The 15,560-nt window shown below is 72.6% G+C and carries 10 protein-coding genes and 1 pseudogene; 5 read left to right on the top strand and 6 right to left on the bottom strand.

The window, feature by feature from the left end:
• Nucleotides 1-353 precede the first annotated feature (353 nt).
• On the bottom strand, nt 354-4,541 hold the full coding sequence (locus tag ABD981_RS00140; protein WP_046909676.1) for a S8 family serine peptidase: 4,188 nt from the start codon (nt 4,539-4,541) through the stop codon (nt 354-356).
• A 124-nt stretch (nt 4,542-4,665) separates the two neighbouring features.
• On the opposite strand from ABD981_RS00140, the gene ABD981_RS00135 reads away from it, so the two are divergent.
• Nucleotides 4,666-5,619, top strand: coding sequence for a helix-turn-helix domain-containing protein (locus tag ABD981_RS00135; RefSeq protein ID WP_046909675.1), 954 nt, complete (start codon nt 4,666-4,668; stop codon nt 5,617-5,619).
• Between the two features lie 154 nt (nt 5,620-5,773).
• On the top strand, nt 5,774-5,971 hold the full coding sequence (locus ABD981_RS00130) for a hypothetical protein (protein WP_046909674.1): 198 nt from the start codon (nt 5,774-5,776) through the stop codon (nt 5,969-5,971).
• 398 nt (nt 5,972-6,369) lie between these two features.
• Here the strand turns inward: ABD981_RS00130 and ABD981_RS00125 are convergent, their stop codons facing one another.
• The 5 genes from ABD981_RS00125 to ABD981_RS00105 all read right to left on the bottom strand — a co-directional run bounded on the left by ABD981_RS00125 (nt 6,370) and on the right by ABD981_RS00105 (nt 12,652).
• Nucleotides 6,370-6,819: an SRPBCC family protein gene (locus ABD981_RS00125; protein ID WP_046909673.1), complete on the bottom strand. Its 450-nt coding sequence runs from the start codon at nt 6,817-6,819 to the stop codon at nt 6,370-6,372.
• Between the two features lie 454 nt (nt 6,820-7,273).
• Nucleotides 7,274-7,438, bottom strand: a complete 165-nt coding sequence (locus ABD981_RS00120) for a hypothetical protein (protein WP_165590980.1) — start codon at nt 7,436-7,438, stop codon at nt 7,274-7,276.
• Nucleotides 7,439-7,933: 495 nt separating this feature from the next.
• Entirely contained in the window at nt 7,934-9,523 is a 1,590-nt protein-coding gene (locus tag ABD981_RS00115; protein ID WP_046909672.1) for a phytoene desaturase family protein, read from the bottom strand.
• A gap of 269 nt (nt 9,524-9,792) precedes the next feature.
• The gene (locus ABD981_RS00110) at nt 9,793-11,307 is read right to left on the bottom strand and encodes an MFS transporter (protein ID WP_046909671.1); all 1,515 of its coding nucleotides are present in this window, start codon (nt 11,305-11,307) and stop codon (nt 9,793-9,795) included.
• A gap of 79 nt (nt 11,308-11,386) precedes the next feature.
• Nucleotides 11,387-12,652: an FUSC family protein gene (locus tag ABD981_RS00105; RefSeq protein ID WP_240495338.1), complete on the bottom strand. Its 1,266-nt coding sequence runs from the start codon at nt 12,650-12,652 to the stop codon at nt 11,387-11,389.
• A gap of 1,089 nt (nt 12,653-13,741) precedes the next feature.
• Here ABD981_RS00105 and ABD981_RS00100 point away from each other — a divergent pair.
• From ABD981_RS00100 to ABD981_RS00090, 3 genes and pseudogenes are all read left to right on the top strand, one after another.
• Nucleotides 13,742-14,479, top strand: a complete 738-nt coding sequence (locus ABD981_RS00100) for a nitroreductase family protein (protein ID WP_046909703.1) — start codon at nt 13,742-13,744, stop codon at nt 14,477-14,479.
• A gap of 150 nt (nt 14,480-14,629) precedes the next feature.
• Nucleotides 14,630-15,091 (top strand): SRPBCC family protein, encoded by a 462-nt coding sequence (locus ABD981_RS00095; protein WP_046909669.1) that lies wholly within the window; start codon nt 14,630-14,632, stop codon nt 15,089-15,091.
• A gap of 79 nt (nt 15,092-15,170) precedes the next feature.
• Nucleotides 15,171-15,312 (top strand): annotated as a pseudogene (locus ABD981_RS00090) (4-hydroxy-2-oxovalerate aldolase); the annotation flags it as partial.
• Nucleotides 15,313-15,560 lie beyond the last annotated feature (248 nt).

The following is a 15,560-nucleotide window of genomic DNA, read 5'->3' as shown; positions in this document are numbered from 1 at the left end:
CAGGTGCGGTGAGCTCAGTGGTTCAGGGGGCTGACGGCGTGACCGAAAGCCCCCACCGTGTCTGACTCAGGACTCGACATGCGCCGCACGCTATCCGACCGATGCCCGGCACCGCACCTTGTTTTCGCGTGCCCCGCCCGCCCCTCGTAGCGGAGTACGCGGGCGTCCCCCAAGGGCACCGGCACGTCCCGCGGTACGCGGCTGACCGCCGGACACCGGCGCGCGTGCCGACCCGGCCCGTGAGCCACGGGCCGGGTCGACACTCTTCATGCGGTCATGCGGTCATGCGGTCATGCGGTCATGCGGTCATGCGTGAGGTGCTCGTGACATCACGCCCGCCACCCCTCGGTCGTTCATCGGCGCAGCCTCAGCCGGTGCACCCCGCCGTCGACCGTGCCCACGTAGAGCGTGCGGCCGTCGGGGGCGGCGGCCAGTCTGGTCGTGTCGGTGTTCTGCAGGCCGCTCGACACGTTCTCCCAGGTGCGGCCGTCGTCGGTGCTGCGCAGCACGCCCCTGCCGCCCTGGACCAGTCCGGACTCGGCCGAGCGGGTGGTGGCCGCGTAGAGCGCTCCGTCGACCCGCAGCAGATCCGAGACGTGCACCGCGAGCGGGCCGGTGTCGGCGGTGCGGAAGGTCCGGCCGTCGTCCGTGCTGACCCGGACGGACGACCCGCCGACGACCAGGCGCCGGCCGTCCGTCAGGATCGCGGAGACGGGGCCGTCGGCGACCTTCGTCTTGGTGACGCCGCCGTCGTCCGAACGGTAGAGGCCCGAGGAGTTGCCGAGCCAGAGGCGCCGGGGGTTGCGCGGGTCGCCGGCCAGGGCGCCGAAGGACCGTTCGTGGAAGAGGTTCTTCCAGGTCCTGCCGCCGTCGGACGTCGAGAACAGCCCGTCGCCGAAGATGCTCCGGAAACCGACCGCCACCCGGTTCGGGTCGGCGGGGTGCACCAGGAGCGAGGTCGGGATCTCCGACGACGTGCCCTTCACCTGCCAGGTCCGGCCGGAGTCACCGCTGCGGGAGACCTCGAAGAGGCCGGTCGCGGTGCGCCTGACCTGCCACACCACCGTGGTGTCCCGGGGCGACACGGCGATGTGCGACGTGAGGCGCCCCGTCATGCCCTCGGCACCCGACTGGCCCCACTCGGGGCCGGCCACGGGGATCGCGGCGCGGTAGGTGCCGCTCACCGTTCCGGCGAGGAGCCGGTCGCCGGAGGCCGCGAGGGCGAAGGCGGTCAGGCCCTGGACGCCGATCCTGCGGTAGGCGGTACCGTCGGCCGCGCCCCGGTACAGGCCGTCCTGTTCGCTGGACACGCTCACCGTCCCGTCGGCCCAGCGGTCGTAGTCCATCGCGATGGCGGCCTTCGAGGGAGCGGGCACGGCCTTCCACGTCCTGCCGTGGTCGCGGCTCACCTGCCCGGCGCCGAACAGCGCCCGCAGGTACAGGTCGCCGCCGGATGCGGACAGTCCGTCACCGCCCTGCGGCAGGGGCAGCAGAGTGGACCAGGAACGCCCCTTGTCGTAGGACCCGCGGACGCCCGTACCGGGGACGTACACGGCCACCACGGCGGAGTCGGCGGCCATGCCGCGGAGGGTGTTCACCGGCTCGTCGAGGACGAGGACCGCCGGACCCGGGTCGTCCTTGCCGACGCCGTCCATCCGCCAGACGCTGGCGAAGGTCGACAGGTACAGGGTGTCGCCGACGAGGGTGGCGCCCCGGACGTCGCCGGTCACGCCGGTCGGGTACGTGGCCCAGCTGTCGCCCGCGTCGGTGCTGACCAGCAGCGTGCCGTCGACCACCGCGACGAGGGTACGGGTCCGCTCGTCCGCCGTGAACGCGTCGATGTGCGCGTCCGGCACGTCCAACGTGCGCCAGGTGCGGCCGTTGTCGTCGGTGCGCAGGATCGTTCCCCGACGGGTGGGATCGGCGGCCGAGTTCACGGCGTACCACCAGCGGTCGGGGCGCTGGGCGTCGACCACGACCGCTCCGGTGCCGTTGCCGTCGGCGATCGGCAGCCTGCCCAACTGGCGCCAGTGGGCGCCGCCGTCGGTGGTCAGCCAGGGGGCGGCCTTCCGGAACTGGGTCACGACCGCCTGATCCGGCCGGGCGGGCGAGAGCGCGACGTGACCGGCCTCGCTGTTCGGGCCGATGGGCTCCCAGCGGTCGCCGCGACTGCCGGCGGGGGTGACCTCGAAGGCTCCGGTTCCGGTGATCCGCCGTCCGTCGGTGGTCGTGGCCCGCACGGCCAGCCGGTAGGCGCCGGCCGCCTTCCCCCTCACGTCGGCCTGGTAGTAGCCGGCTCCGTTCACGGTGGTGGGCAGCGTGAAGGCCTTGCCGTGCGGGGGCGTGACCGTGATCTCCGGCGGCGCCTTCAGGGCGGCCGGTCCGGCGACGTGCACGGTGGAGCGGCCGTCGCTGGGGTCGGGGGACGCCTGGACGACCAGGTGCCGGACGACGAGCAGGTACGGCACCCGGAGGGCGGGGCCGCGCGACGGGGTGGCCGTGATCCGGCCGCTGATCTCCGCGTCGCCGGACGGACGGTCCGCGCGCAGCGTCACCCCGACGGTCGCCGACCCCCGGGCGGGGACGGTGACCCGCCGCGGGGACACGGTGACGGGTCCGGTGGCGCCGAGGTCGACGGTCAGCGGATGCCCGCCGGGGTTGGCCAGGCGCACCTTCGCGGTGCCGCCGACCGTTCCGTGCGTCAGATCGGCGAGACCGTACGACAGGGTCGCCGGCGAGGCGGTGAGCACGGACGACGCGGCGGCGGCCACGTCGAGCCGCCCGTTGCCCTGGACGCTGGGGCCGGTGCCCGTGAGCTGCTTCGCGGATCCGACCAGCGCGGACCTGATCGCGTCGGGGTCCTGGTCCGGGCGCAGTTGACGCAGCAGGGCGGCGGCTCCGGCGACGTGCGGGCTCGCCATCGAGGTACCCGACATGCGGTAGACGCCGGGCGCGTACATCGAGGTGGGGATCGTGGAGCGGATCTCCACGCCCGGGGCGACCAGGTCGGGCTTGAGCCCGAAGCCGGTGCCGGGGCCCCGCGACGAGAACGAGGCGATGTCGTCGGTGGAGTCGGTGCCGCGCAGGGTCACCGATACCCTGCCTTTGGCCAGTTCCCGGCTCAGCTGGGCGTACTGGGTCGAGTCGATGCCCATGACGACCAGGCGGTCCATGCGCAACGAGTCGCCGGACGCCGCGGTCCGGGCGGGGTCGGGACGGGCGGGTGTCGCCCGGGCCCCGACCGTCCCCGGGGCGGCGAGCGAGGGTCCGGCGTTCGCCGCCAGGCCGCCGAGCACGGCGAGCGCGCCGCGCTCCTCCGCTTCGCGTGCCCAGTCGATGTCGCTCTGGCTCAGGACGTCCGTACCGGGTGCGACGAGCATGTCGGCCCGAAGGATCTTGCCCCGTACGTCACCGACCCGCTTCCAGTCCTCGGGGGTGCCGGCACCCACGTCCACGAGCGGCGCGGTGACCGGCTCCCTCGGCGGGTTCGCGGACAGCACGCCGCGGTACGTCTGGATCAGTTCGGGCTCCCGGCCGGCCAGGTACGCGCTGGGCATCCGCACCCCGCTCGTGGAGGCGCCGACCGCGATGACGCCGTCGGCCGACGCGGGGGAGTTCACGGTGCCGCTGCCGGGTCCCTCGTTGCCGGCCGCCGCGACGACGACCACCCCCGCCCGTACGGCGGCGGTCGCCGCGCGACCCAGCGGGTCGGTGCCGTCACCGGGACCGCCGAGGCTCATGTTGATGACGTCGGCCCGGTCGGGGTTGGCCGGGTCGGCCGCCGCCTCGATCCCCGCGATGATGTCGGAGGTGTAGCCGCTGCCGTCGGCGCCCACCACCTTGTACGCCAACAGGCGCGCGTCGGGCGCCATTCCGGTGACGCCGCCCCTGCCGGCCGCCCTGCCCGCGATGATGCCCGCGACGTGGGTGCCGTGGCCGTTGTCGTCCATCGGGTCGGCGTCCCCGTTGGCGAAGTCGAAGCCGCCGACGACCTTGTGCCCCTTGCCGAAGCCGCCGCCCAGGTCGAGGTGCCCGTAGTCCACACCGCTGTCCAGGACCGCCACGACGGTGCCCTTCCCGGTGGCCTTCACCCCGCTTGGGTCCTCGCGCTTCCACACCTCGGGCGCGCCGGTCAGCGGGACGCTGACGTCCGTGCGCACCTGGATCCGAGTGTCGGGCCGCACCGCGATGACGCCCGGCAGGGCGGCGAGCCGTGCCGTCTCGGAGGCGGGCACCGTCATCGCCACCGCGTTGACGAGAAGCCCGAGTCCGCGGGGCGACGCGGGGTGCAGCCCGGCGTTCCGCACCGACCCGACGAAGGCGCCCTGCCGCGCCGCCAGGGCCCGTCGGGCGCCGCTGACCGCCGCCGCCGTGCCGGATGTCAGGGAGGTGAGCGAGCCGCCGGGGGCGGCTGCGACGGCTGCGTCTCCGGACAGTTCGACGATGACCCGCTGGTTCGGGTCGGGTGACTGGGCCGTCGCGGTGCCGGGCGTCGCGGTCAGCGTCCCGGCCAGCGCGACGGTGGTGGCCGTGACGGCCACCAGACGTCGGATCCTTCGTGGGTTCTTGGCCATGGGAAGCAGTCCTAGTGCCGAAATCACTCTCCGTACAACGGATCCTGACGGCCCATTGCTGCCGCTGGCACAAGTGGGCCAGGATCCGCATATGACGAACGAGCTCACCGCGGCAGGGATCGATCCGTTCGACGAGAGCGTCTACCGGGCCGTGCTGACCCGGCGTACGGCGGCCCCGGCCGAGCTCGCCGCGGACCTCGGCTGCTCCGTCCTCCGCGCCGCCAGGGCACTGGAGCGGCTAAACGACCACGGCCTGGTCGGGCGGCTCGCGGGTGTGCGCCGTCGGTACGCGGCGATCGACCCGGGAGCCGCGGTCGAGTCCCTGGTGCGGACCAGGACCGCGGAGCTGGACCGGGTCCGTTCGGCGGCGGACGAGCTGTCCCGCCTTTTCGCGGCGGCCCAGGCCGGCACCGCGGGGGAGGAGGAGGTGGAGATCGCCACCGGCCGTGAGGCGCTCGGCCGCTGGTTCGTCCGCCTGCAGCAGGAGGCGCGCGAGGACGTCATGACACTGGACCGGCCACCGTACGCACTGACCACCTCCAACCCGGTGGAGAGCACGGCACTGGGGCGCGGCGTCCGCTACCGCGCGGTCTACGCACCCGAGGCGCTGGAGTGGCCGGGGGTGCTCGAGGACATCCGGGGACTCGTGCGCCGGGGCGAACAGGCCCGGGTGATGCCGGGCCTGCGGATCAAACTGGCCATCGCGGACCGCCGGCTGGCGCTGATGCCGCTCTCCCTGGACCTCGACGGCGTGCGCGCCGCGGTCATCCGCCCGTCCTGTCTGCTGGACGCCCTCACCGACTACTGGGAGCTCTGCTGGAACCAGGCCCTGCCGCTCGACGCGCCCGCGGAGGACCCGCTCGGCGAGGAGGACCGTCTGATGCTGACCTTGCTGGTCAGCGGCCTCAAGGACGACGCCATAGCCCGCCAGCTCGGCTGGTCGGTCCGGACCATGCGCCGGCGCATGAGCCGCCTCCACGAACTCCTGGGCGCGGTGAACCGCTTCCAGGCGGGCGTCGTCGCGGCACGCCGCGGCTGGATCTGACCGTCACCTCGTCGCGCCCCGTTCACGCGGTCCGCACGACGACCGCCGCGCACGACACGTCCCCCGCCCGTAGCGCGAGGGCCCGGAGCCGTACGGGTGTGGTGGTGCGGTACGCGGGCAGACGGAACAGCACCTCTACGAAAGGAGCCCCGCCATGCTCGGCATAGCAGCGGCCGTACTGTTCTTCGTCGCCTTCCTGATCAACGCCGCGGACATCGCGACCAACGACACGTTCTCGTCCACGAACGTGATGCTCATCGGGCTCACGGCGCTCGCCCTGCACCTGGCGGGCGTCGGGTCCGGCCGATCCGCCCACTCCGGCGGCCGGCGTCGGCTGTGGTCCCGCTCCTGACCGTTGAGCGTCCCGCCCGGCGGGTGACCCCCGTGCCCGCCGCGTCAGCAAGGCCGACCCGATCGGGACGCGACACCAGGGGCGCCACCTGGTTCTACCCCCGCAACCGGCGCACGCCCCTACCCCAGCCCGCGCAAGGAGATCGTCGCAGGCACCTTGCCGCCCAGCCATCTGGTCCTGTGGTCGGCCGCAGCCTGACGCCCGGTAGGGGTGTGAGTGGACCGGAGCCCCTGCCCCGGAGGGCGAACAGTGTTCCAGGGCATCTCCCGCCACGGTCTGAGTGACCGCCCTCCACCGTGGGCGACGGCGTTCCCCGGCAGCGCAGAGGTCGGACGCCTACGCGGCATCGGTCTCGGATCAACATGCCGTCCGCAGAAGGCCGGCGCTGGGGCGGCGTTTCAGTGGCGTACGTAGCCGGTCTCCTCCTCGACAACGTTCGCGAGCCTGGCAAGCATGCTGCGGTGGCGCAGTTGGATCAGTGCGTCGACTGCGGCGTTGTGGAGCGTTCCGCCGATGCCTTGCAGAGGGTGCTCGTCCACGATCGCCAGTGCCTGGTCACCCCAGGGGCGGATGTCTATCGCCACGCGTGCGGTGCCGAGGGGGCCACTGTCCACTTCCAGTTCCAGTTCCCGAAGGACGTCCACGCGTCGTACGACGGTGGTGCCGGCCACCGTCCATGGTCCCAGCCGGACGGTGTACTCCAGTGCGGATCCGAGCTCGGGCCACAGACCGCGGGCCACCCGCGACTCGCTCGTGCCGACCACCCAGTCCGCGTAGCGCGAGCCGTCGGCGAGGACCTCCCACACTCGGTCCGGCGCGGCGTGGATCAAGCGGTGTCGTACGGCCATGATCGTCCTCCTGGTCGGCGGTAGGCGGGTCGTGTCGGCTGCGCCGTCGCCTGGTCCGGGGAGTCCGGTGGCGGGCAGGGGCGTCCCCGCGAGCCTCGAGCCGGTGCCGGAAGTAGTGCGCTGCCGACGTCGACGCCTCGGTGGTTGATCCGTGCCGGCGGGCGCTGGGCCTCATGCCGTGCCCCTGCCCGGCCGATGCCGTTCCACACGCGACGAAGACGCTATGGCGCTCGAAGCCGGTCGCGGACAGCCATCGCGGCATCGTGGGCTGTCGTCGCCCGGGTCCGTTGTCCGTGGCCGATGTCGTGTGGAGGCCGAACCGGCAGGGGCGAGCCGTACCGATGTGAGTGAGGGGCGATGAATGGCGTGCGCGATGCCCAGGGCCAGGAAGGACGACCCTGTGCCTCCCCCCTCGTACGTTCCCGCCGAGGGCGGCGTCCCGAAGGCGACGGGCTCAGTCACGCCCCCACTCGCCGAGCAGCTCTTCGACGAACTGGATCGGGACGTACACCATGGGGTCGCTGTCCCCACGGTGCGCGGGGGAGGCGGAAGCGACGCCGGACCCGAGGATGCTCGCCGATACCACCAGCGCCAGGAGAGCGAATGCCTTCTTGATCATGGATTGAGGATGAAGGAACCACAGGAATCCGCGCTTCTACCGTACGGGTGATGCTCGAACCTGACCCACGCGACTGAATGGAGCACGACGCCCTCACCGTGAGCTACATGCTCTGAGGCGGCGGTGGTTCCTCGACGGGCACCGGCTCCGTCGCCGGCGAGCCCGTCGAGCTCGCCTGCCCCCCCCGTGCGGCGGCAGCCCGGCCCGCGACGGAGGCCCCTGCGGCCAGGGCGTCCTTGAGAACGCGTTCCCGCTCCAGGACAGTTCCTGCGCGGCGAGGCCTTCGCACCCGACGCGAGAGGGGGCGATGAGGCGGAAGCGCCGTACCTCGTGGGCGAAGGCCTCGACGTATGAGACTGCGGTGTCGGGCCGCGAGAGGCTGAGGAGCTGCGGCCGGCGGTGCAGTGCGTGGGGCGGCGGACGTCGCGCGCCGGGCGGTGCCGACGAGGCGGCAGATGATGTTCAGCCCTTCGACCGCGGCGGTACGGACATGCGTCAGACGCGCTGGGCGCGGTGCAGGAGCGCGCGGAGGCCATGGGCGCGCAGGGCGGCCCGCGCGGCGTTCGCACCGGGTGCTCCGTGCACGCCGCCGCCGGGGTGGGCCGCCGCGGAGGCGAGGTAGAGGCCCTTGACCGGGGTCTCCGGGCGCCCCGTGCCGGGAGTGGGCCGGAAGATCGCCTGCTGGTGCAGGGCGGTGGTGCCGTTGTTGATGGCTCCGTTGTGCAGGTTCTCGTTCATGGCCTGGAGGGTGGTGGGGGACAGGACGCGGCGCGCTCGGATGAGCCCGCGGAAGCCGGGCGCGAAGCGCTCCACCTGTGCTTCGATGCGGTCCGCCATGGCTTCCCGTTCGCGGTGATCCCAGCGGCCGGTGATGCGGTCGGGGCCGGCATCGGAGGTGATGTGCTGCGGCAGGTGGGTGTAGGCCCACGCCGACTCCGTGCCGGCGGGGGAGCGGGTGGGGTCCGCGGTGGTCATCTGGCCGAACAGGGCGAACGGCTCGTCGGGGACCTGGCCCGTGGCGATCTGCGCGGCGAACCGGGTCAGCCCGTCGACGCCGTCGGCCACGTGGACCGTGCCCGCTCCGGCCGCCTGCCGGGCGGTCCACGGCACCGGCGCCGTCAGCGCCCAGTCGACCTTGAACGTCGCGAAGTCCCATTGGAAGCATTCCAGGTCCCGCAGGAGCCGGGACGGGAGATGCTCTTCGCCGACGAGGTCCCGGTAGAGGGCCGGTGCCGACGTGTCGGCGAGCACGGCCCGCGACGCGCCGACGGTTTCCCCGCCCGCGGTTCTGACCCCGACCGCCGTGCCGCGGCGTACGAGGACGGACGTGACGCGCTCCCCGCAGCGCAGAACGCCTCCGCGACGCCGCAGGCGGTTCACGAGCGCCGCGGTCAGTGCGCCGGCGCCGCCGACGGGGACCGGGAAGCCGTGGCTCTGCCCGAGCATGGACATGAGCCAGCCGAAGCCGCCGCTGCCGGCCGCCTCGGGGGCCAGGTCGGCGTGCAGGGCGTTGCCGGCCAGCAGCAGCCTGCCGCCCTCTCCGGCGAATTCCTCCTCGCCCAGTCGGCGCACCGGCAGAGCCAGCTTGCGGGCCAGTCGCAGTCCACCAGAGGTGTGGAGTCTCGCCGCCAGCCGCAGCCCCGAGCGGACCGGAGGAAACGGCGTGAACAGGGCACGCACGAGATCGGGCCCCACCTTGGCCCACGTCCGGTACAAGTCCTCCCAGGCGTCGGCGTCGGCAGCGGCAAAGCCGGCCAGCCCGGCGCAGGTGTCCTCCACTCGGCGCTCCAGCACGGCGCACCTGCCGTCCGGCAGCGGGTGGGCCAGCACGGACGGGGCGTGGCTCCAGCGCAAGCCCTCCGCGGCGAGGTCGAGACGCGCAAGGATCGGGGAGGCGGCGGCGAGCGGATAGAAGGCGCTGAACACGTCCGAGACGTAGTCAGGGTGCACACCGACGTCACTGCGTACGGCTCCGCCGGGCTCCTCCTGCGCCTCCAAGACCTCTACGCTCCATCCGGCGTCCAGAAGGAGATTCGCGGCCACCAGCCCATTGGGGCCGGCGCCGATCACCACGGCATCAGGCATGGAGCACCTCCCGGGACGCTCGTTCCACCACCCTGGCCAGACGGGCCGGCAAGCCCCGGTACCGGCGCTCGAGGGCCGGTGCCTTCACGGGACTGTGCGTGTTGCTCGGTCATCGTGGAACGGTGAACACCTTTCCTCGATGTCGTGACGTCACGGTCATAGCGCGTACCCCGCTCCCGCGGGGCTGGCCGCGCTCCCAGGCGACCCTTGGGCCGCCGCCACCGGGCCGCCTTCGTGTCCGCCTCGCCGAACGCCCCGCTCTGCCCCGCTCACCCCCGCTCGGCCACCCCTGCCGACTCGTCCGCCCGGAGCGCCGACAGCGGCTCGGCGATGTCCTCCAGCGAACGGCGCTCCGCGTTCACCGCGAAGAACGCCGCCACGACGCCCGCCGCGCACATCAGCGCCGCGCCGATCTGGAAGGCCAGCACCGTGTCCCCGGGCACCCCGGACGCGGTGAGGTCGGCGAAGACGAGCGGTCCCGCGATGCCGCCGGCCGCCGTGCCCAGGGCGTAGAAGAAGGCGATCGCCATGGCGCGGGTCTCCATGGGGAAGATCTCGGAGACGGTCAGATAGGCGCTGGAGGCGCCCGTCGAGGCGAAGAACAGCACCACGCACCAGCAGGCCGTGAGCGTGGTCGCGGTGAGCGAGCCGCGGCCGAAGAGCCAGGCCGTGCCGAAGAGCAGCAGGCCGGAGAGCAGGTAGGTGCTGGTGATCATGATGCGCCGGCCGACGGTGTCGAAGAGTCGTCCGAGCAGCAGCGGGCCGAGGAAGTTGCCCGCCGCGATCACCGCGAAGTAGTAGCCGGTGCTGCCGGTGGGGACATCGAAGAAGGTGATCAGGATGGTGCCGAAGCCGAAGGTGATCGCGTTGTAGAGGAACGCCTGCCCGATGAACAGCGAGAGCCCGAGGACGGCCCGGCGCGGATAGCGGGCGAAGACCGTCTTCGCGATGATGCCGAAGCCGATGCTCTTGCGCTGGTGGATGGTGATCTCACCGGCGGGCGGCGGGAGTTCGGCCCCCTTCTCCGCCTCGATCTCCCGCTCCACGGAATCGACCAGCTTCTCCGCCGCCTCACTATGGCCGTGGATGAACTGCCAGCGTGGACTCTCCGGCACATGTCTGCGCACCAGCAGGATCACCAGTCCGAGGACGACGCCCAGGGCGAAGCTGAGCCGCCAGCCGAGGTCCTTCGGGAAGATGTCGGTGTCGAGCATGACGATCGACAGCAGGGCGCCGCCAATGGCGCCGAGCCAGTAGCTGCCGTTGATGATCAGGTCGACCCGCCCCCGGTAGAGGGAGGGGATCAGCTCGTCGATGGCCGAGTTGATGGCCGCGTACTCACCGCCGATGCCGAAGCCGGTGAGGAAGCGGAAGAGGAAGAACCACCAGGACTCCATCGACAGCGCGGTGAGCGCCGTGGCCGCCAGATAGACGACCAGCGTCACCATGAAGAGTTTCTTGCGCCCGTACCGGTCGGTGAGCCACCCGAAGAACAGCGCGCCCGAACATGCGCCCGCCACGTACAGCGCGGCGGCGACGCCCGTCACCTGCTCCGCCGTGATGTCGAGCCCGCTGCCGTCCTCGGCGAGCCGGCCCGCGACGTTGCCGACGATGGTGACCTCGAGACCGTCCAGGATCCAGACCGTGCCGAGGCCGATGACGATCATCCAGTGCCAGCGGGACCAGGGGAGGCGGTCGAGCCGGGCGGGTACGGCCGTGGTGACCGTACCCGTATGCGCACCCGTACCCGTACCGTCCCCCAGGGAAGAAGGCGTGGCGGTCATGGCTCTCCTCTCTCCACCGCTGCGGCTACCCCGCGCGCGGCAGGTCATCCGTCGACGCGTCCATGGCTCGCGCCGGCGCTCACTCGTCGGCATGGACCTCGGCGCGCGCTCCGGCCCGCCCCCCGCCGCGGGCGGGCCGGAGCGCGCGCCAGCGGTTCCGGGAGGTCAGGCGGCGGCGCCGTTCGTGGCGCTCGCGCACCTGCCGGTCCAGCTCCTCCATCAGGCGCCGCCCCCGGTGCTCGGGGTCGAGCTCGTCGAGGACGCGGTCGATCTCGGCGAGCATCGCCCCGTACAGCTGCCAGCGGCCGGGTTCGGCGAGGGCGACGGCCAGGAGCTGGTCGGCGGCGGCGTCGCGGCAGGCCCGCGCCGCCCGTAGTTCGCCCGCCAGCCGGGCCTCCGCCGCCTCCGCATCGGCGGTGGCGGGCGAGGTGACGAGGACGGCGAAGCTGACCAGGGCGTCCGCTGTGTACTGGGCGGTCTCCCGGACGGCGAGGGCGGTGCGCTCCGGCAGCAGTCGCTGCCCCTCCTTGTGTTTGGCCATGTCGGTGAGGGTGCGGGCGAGCACCCGCAGGACGACGGTGCAGATCTCCAGGGTGTCGAGACCGGTCCGCAGCACCACCCGGTGCAGCAGCCCCTCCTTGACCCTCGGGTTGAAGCGCAGGCTGTCCTCGGCGGTCCGCAGCGCACCGTCGACGTCGGCGACGTCGTTGTCCAGCCGCCGGGCCTCGTGGAGCCGGGCAGCGGCCTCCGCCACCGGCGGCGCCCCGGTGAACTCGTCCGCCACATCCAGCAGCAACAGCCTCATCCGCCGGGCCAAGCCGTCGATGGAGTCCCCGGCGGTGTCCACCCACACCGGCGGCGCGAGGACCAGGTTGAACACCATGCCCACGACCGCGCCGATCAAGGTCTCCAGGACCCGGTCCCAGGCCGTGTCGGACACCTGGGTCACGCCGAGGACCAGCATGGCGCTGATCGCGACCTCGGGTACGAACTCCTCGACCCGGACCAGCCGGCCGACGAGCAGCGACGCGAGGATGACGAGCGCCAGGCTCCACCAGGAGAGGCCCACGACGACGCTGAACGCGATGGCGATGAGCACGCCGACGACGACCGAGTTCACCCGGCGGAGGCTGGTGGTGAGCGTGGAGTAGAGGGTCACCTGCACCACGAGGAGCGCTGTCAGGGGCGCGGTGAGCGGCACCGGTTCGCTGCTGAGTCGCAGGGCGACGACGTAGCTGAGCGTGGCCGCCGCCGTGGACCGTACGGTCTGTACGGCGAAGGGGTCCCGTCGCAGTCGCGCCAGGAGCCCGCCGGGACCGGTCCTCGTTCCTTCGCGCGCCGCCACCTCTCACCTCGCCTTTCGTTCCTCGTCCGCCCGGCACCGCCAGGCGGACGCGCGTCGCGCCCGCCGCCCCGCCAGGCGTCCCGGCACGCCCTCGGACGACCGCCTGCCCGGGCGACCGCCCGCTCATGCGCGCGTGCGCCCGGGCGGCCGATGGATCGGCCCGGATCGTGGCCGCCGCCCCCGGCCGGCGCGCCGACGCCCGCTTCAGCCAGGGCAGCCGACCTTGGCGGTTGGACAGGCTGGAGGAGCCAGCCCGCCGGAAGGCGACCAAAGGCGGGGGCCGACTGCTCTGCCACGTGAAGCGGCGCGACCTGGATGAAGGCCGGGCGGATCTGCTGCCCCGTACGTCTACGTCGCGGCCAAAGTGGACGCCCCAGGGCTCCGCCCCCTTTCTTCGCCCCGCCGGACTGCCAAGGGCTGAGCCGTGTGCAGCCATGCGCTGAGCGCCGCCTGCAGCTCGACCACTGCCACCCCATCGAGGGCCTCGTCGCCCGGGCCGACCTGCAGCCGCACGCCTTGGGCGCTCACCGACCGGCCGACGGTCCGGCGGCGCTCCGGGACAGGCGGAGCGAGGCACCCTCCCCACCAGGTTGCCGACGATGCGACGGGCGAGACGCCGCCGCGCAGCGCCGCGGCCTGGCGAATCCTGGGAAAGGCCGAAAACACACCGAGGGTTCGAAATGCGGAGCCCGGCCTCGCGAAGTGGCCTCCCCTGTTCTCGACGTAAGGCGTCGGCCGCTGTACGTCAGCTGCCGTACAGCGGCCCGGCTCCTGCTGAGGAGCGGCCCGAATGGTCCAGCCCGGCGCAGCCCGCGCCGCCCAGCGCCACGAAGGGCCGGACGAGGAACGGAGACGCCATGGTCCACCCCTGCGCGGCGTCCGCGCAGGAGGCCGGGACCCGGGACTTTGACGCCGCAGACTGTCTGCCCGGGGCTTCGCCGCCCCCGGATGGCGGTGCGCCGGCTGCCGAACCACGCCGGAAATCGTCTCGTGACCGCAGCCCCCGAAACCCCCAGAAGGGGACGCGACGGGCATGTGGCTTTGCCTCCCTCTGGAGAGAGGCGGGAGGGAGGCGTGAAGATCTGCTCCATGTCATCCGAGAACGCGCCCCAGACCGTCTCCGCGACCACTCCCGAAACGGGACGGTGGACCCCGATCCACGGTCGGCCGTACCGTTCCGCCCCGTACCGGCCCGAGCGGATGCCGCAGTCGGAATCTCTATCTCGCGCCGCCGAGCTGCGGGTACGGATGGACGAGCGGCGAACCGTACGCCACTTCTCTCCCGATCCCGTACCAGAGCAGGTAGTTCGTGACGCCATCGCCTGTGCGGCGACCGCTCCCTCTGGAGCGCACCAGCAGCCCTGGACCTTCGTTCTGGTCAAGGACCCCGCGTTGCGGCAGAGGATCCGTGCCGCCGCCGAGCAGGAGGAGCAGCTCTCCTACGACGGCCGGCTGGGTGACGAGTGGCTCGCGGCGTTGCGTCCCCTCGGTACGGACGCGGTGAAGACCCATCTCACGGATGCCCCGGCGCTGATCGTCGTCTTCCAGCAGCGCTACTGGCTCGGTCCGGACGGCACGAAGCACAAGCACTACTACGTCGACGAGTCGGTCGGCATCGCGGTCGGCATGCTGCTGTCCGCTCTCCACCTGTCCGGGCTGGCGGCACTGACCCACACCCCGAGCCCGATGCGCTTCCTCTCCCACGTGCTCGACCGCCCGGAGAACGAGAAGGCCTTCGCGGTGATCCCGGTCGGCTACCCCGCGGACGACTGCGAGGTGCCCGACCTGGTCCGCAAGTCCCTGGACCAGGTCCTGATCGAGCTCTAGGTCAGGCCGGCCGGAGCGCACCCCGTCCGCCCTGGCCGCCCCCTCCCGTCGGTCCCGTGCGTAGAGAATCCGGGCGTGCCGGTGCATCAGTGGCCTCAGGCGGGGCAGGCGAACGCCCACAGTGTCCGAATCGTCCGGAGGGATACCGCGATGAGCATGGTGCAGGAGTCCATCGAGGTCGACGTGCCGCTGAGCACCGCCTACAACCAGTGGACGCAGTTCGAAGACTTCCCCCGTTTCATGGAGGGCGTCGAGCAGGTCACGCAGGTCGACGAGCGCCATAACCACTGGCGTACCAAGGTCGCGGGGGTGACGCGTGAGTTCGACACCGAGATCGTCGACCAGCTGCCCGACCACAAGATCGCCTGGCGCACGCTGGGGGGAGAGGTCCAGCAGATGGGTGTGGTCACCTTCGAGCCACTGGACGGTCAGCGGACGCAGGTGCGTCTGGCGATCGACTTCGAGCCCGACGGCGCCGCGGAGAAGGCGGCCGACGCGATGGGCATGGTCGACCGCCGGGTGAAGGGCGACCTCAAGCGGTTCAAGACCTTCATCGAGGAGCGCGGCGTGGAAGAAGGCGGCTGGCGCGGGCGGATCACCCCCGGCAGCTGACGGGACCACCCACAAGCGGTACGGGCTTCGGCGGGTGCCGGGTGGTCTCCGCTTCCGGCAACGTCGCCGTCCACGCCACCGCGAGGTCCTCGACCCCGACAGCGAGATCGGCATCCACGCCCACCACAACCTCGGCCTGGGCGTCGCCCACTCCGTCGTCGCCGTCGAGAACGGCGTCCACCCGCGTCGACGCCTCCCTCGCCGGCTGGGGCGTCCGAGCCGCCGAAGCGAGTGGGCACGGGCCAGGGCGCGGGCCGGCTGGGGGTCGCTTCTGACCGGCCGGCTCGCGTCGAGTCCGCACAGACCCGATCGCGCGCGATCACCGGCGCCCACCGCTCCGTTCACGGGCCATGCCCCGCAGAGCGGGGGGCCGGCCACACCCCGCCGGGCGGGGAGCGGTACCAGCCGCCCCCCGGGCGGGGAGCGGTCCGCATCTGCTGCGCGTCAGTCCACGACCCAGCCGTCACCC

The sequence above is a fragment of the Streptomyces showdoensis genome (assembly GCF_039535475.1).
Classification (GTDB): domain Bacteria; phylum Actinomycetota; class Actinomycetes; order Streptomycetales; family Streptomycetaceae; genus Streptomyces; species Streptomyces showdoensis.
The sequence above is the reverse complement of the archived record's forward strand: the minus strand, read 5'-3'. Positions and strand labels throughout refer to the sequence as shown.

What these genes read in the sequence shown, in the direction of transcription:
- ABD981_RS00125 (WP_046909673.1), bottom strand. Translation starts at nt 6,819, where the DNA reads ATGGCCGTACGACACCGCTTGATCCACGCCGCGCCGGACCGAGTGTGG.
- ABD981_RS00115 (WP_046909672.1), bottom strand. Translation starts at nt 9,523, where the DNA reads ATGCCTGATGCCGTGGTGATCGGCGCCGGCCCCAATGGGCTGGTGGCC.
- ABD981_RS00130 (WP_046909674.1), top strand. Translation starts at nt 5,774, where the DNA reads ATGCTCGGCATAGCAGCGGCCGTACTGTTCTTCGTCGCCTTCCTGATC.
- ABD981_RS00095 (WP_046909669.1), top strand. Translation starts at nt 14,630, where the DNA reads ATGAGCATGGTGCAGGAGTCCATCGAGGTCGACGTGCCGCTGAGCACC.
- ABD981_RS00110 (WP_046909671.1), bottom strand. Translation starts at nt 11,307, where the DNA reads ATGACCGCCACGCCTTCTTCCCTGGGGGACGGTACGGGTACGGGTGCG.
- ABD981_RS00100 (WP_046909703.1), top strand. Translation starts at nt 13,742, where the DNA reads ATGTCATCCGAGAACGCGCCCCAGACCGTCTCCGCGACCACTCCCGAA.
- ABD981_RS00135 (WP_046909675.1), top strand. Translation starts at nt 4,666, where the DNA reads ATGACGAACGAGCTCACCGCGGCAGGGATCGATCCGTTCGACGAGAGC.
- ABD981_RS00120 (WP_165590980.1), bottom strand. Translation starts at nt 7,438, where the DNA reads ATGATCAAGAAGGCATTCGCTCTCCTGGCGCTGGTGGTATCGGCGAGC.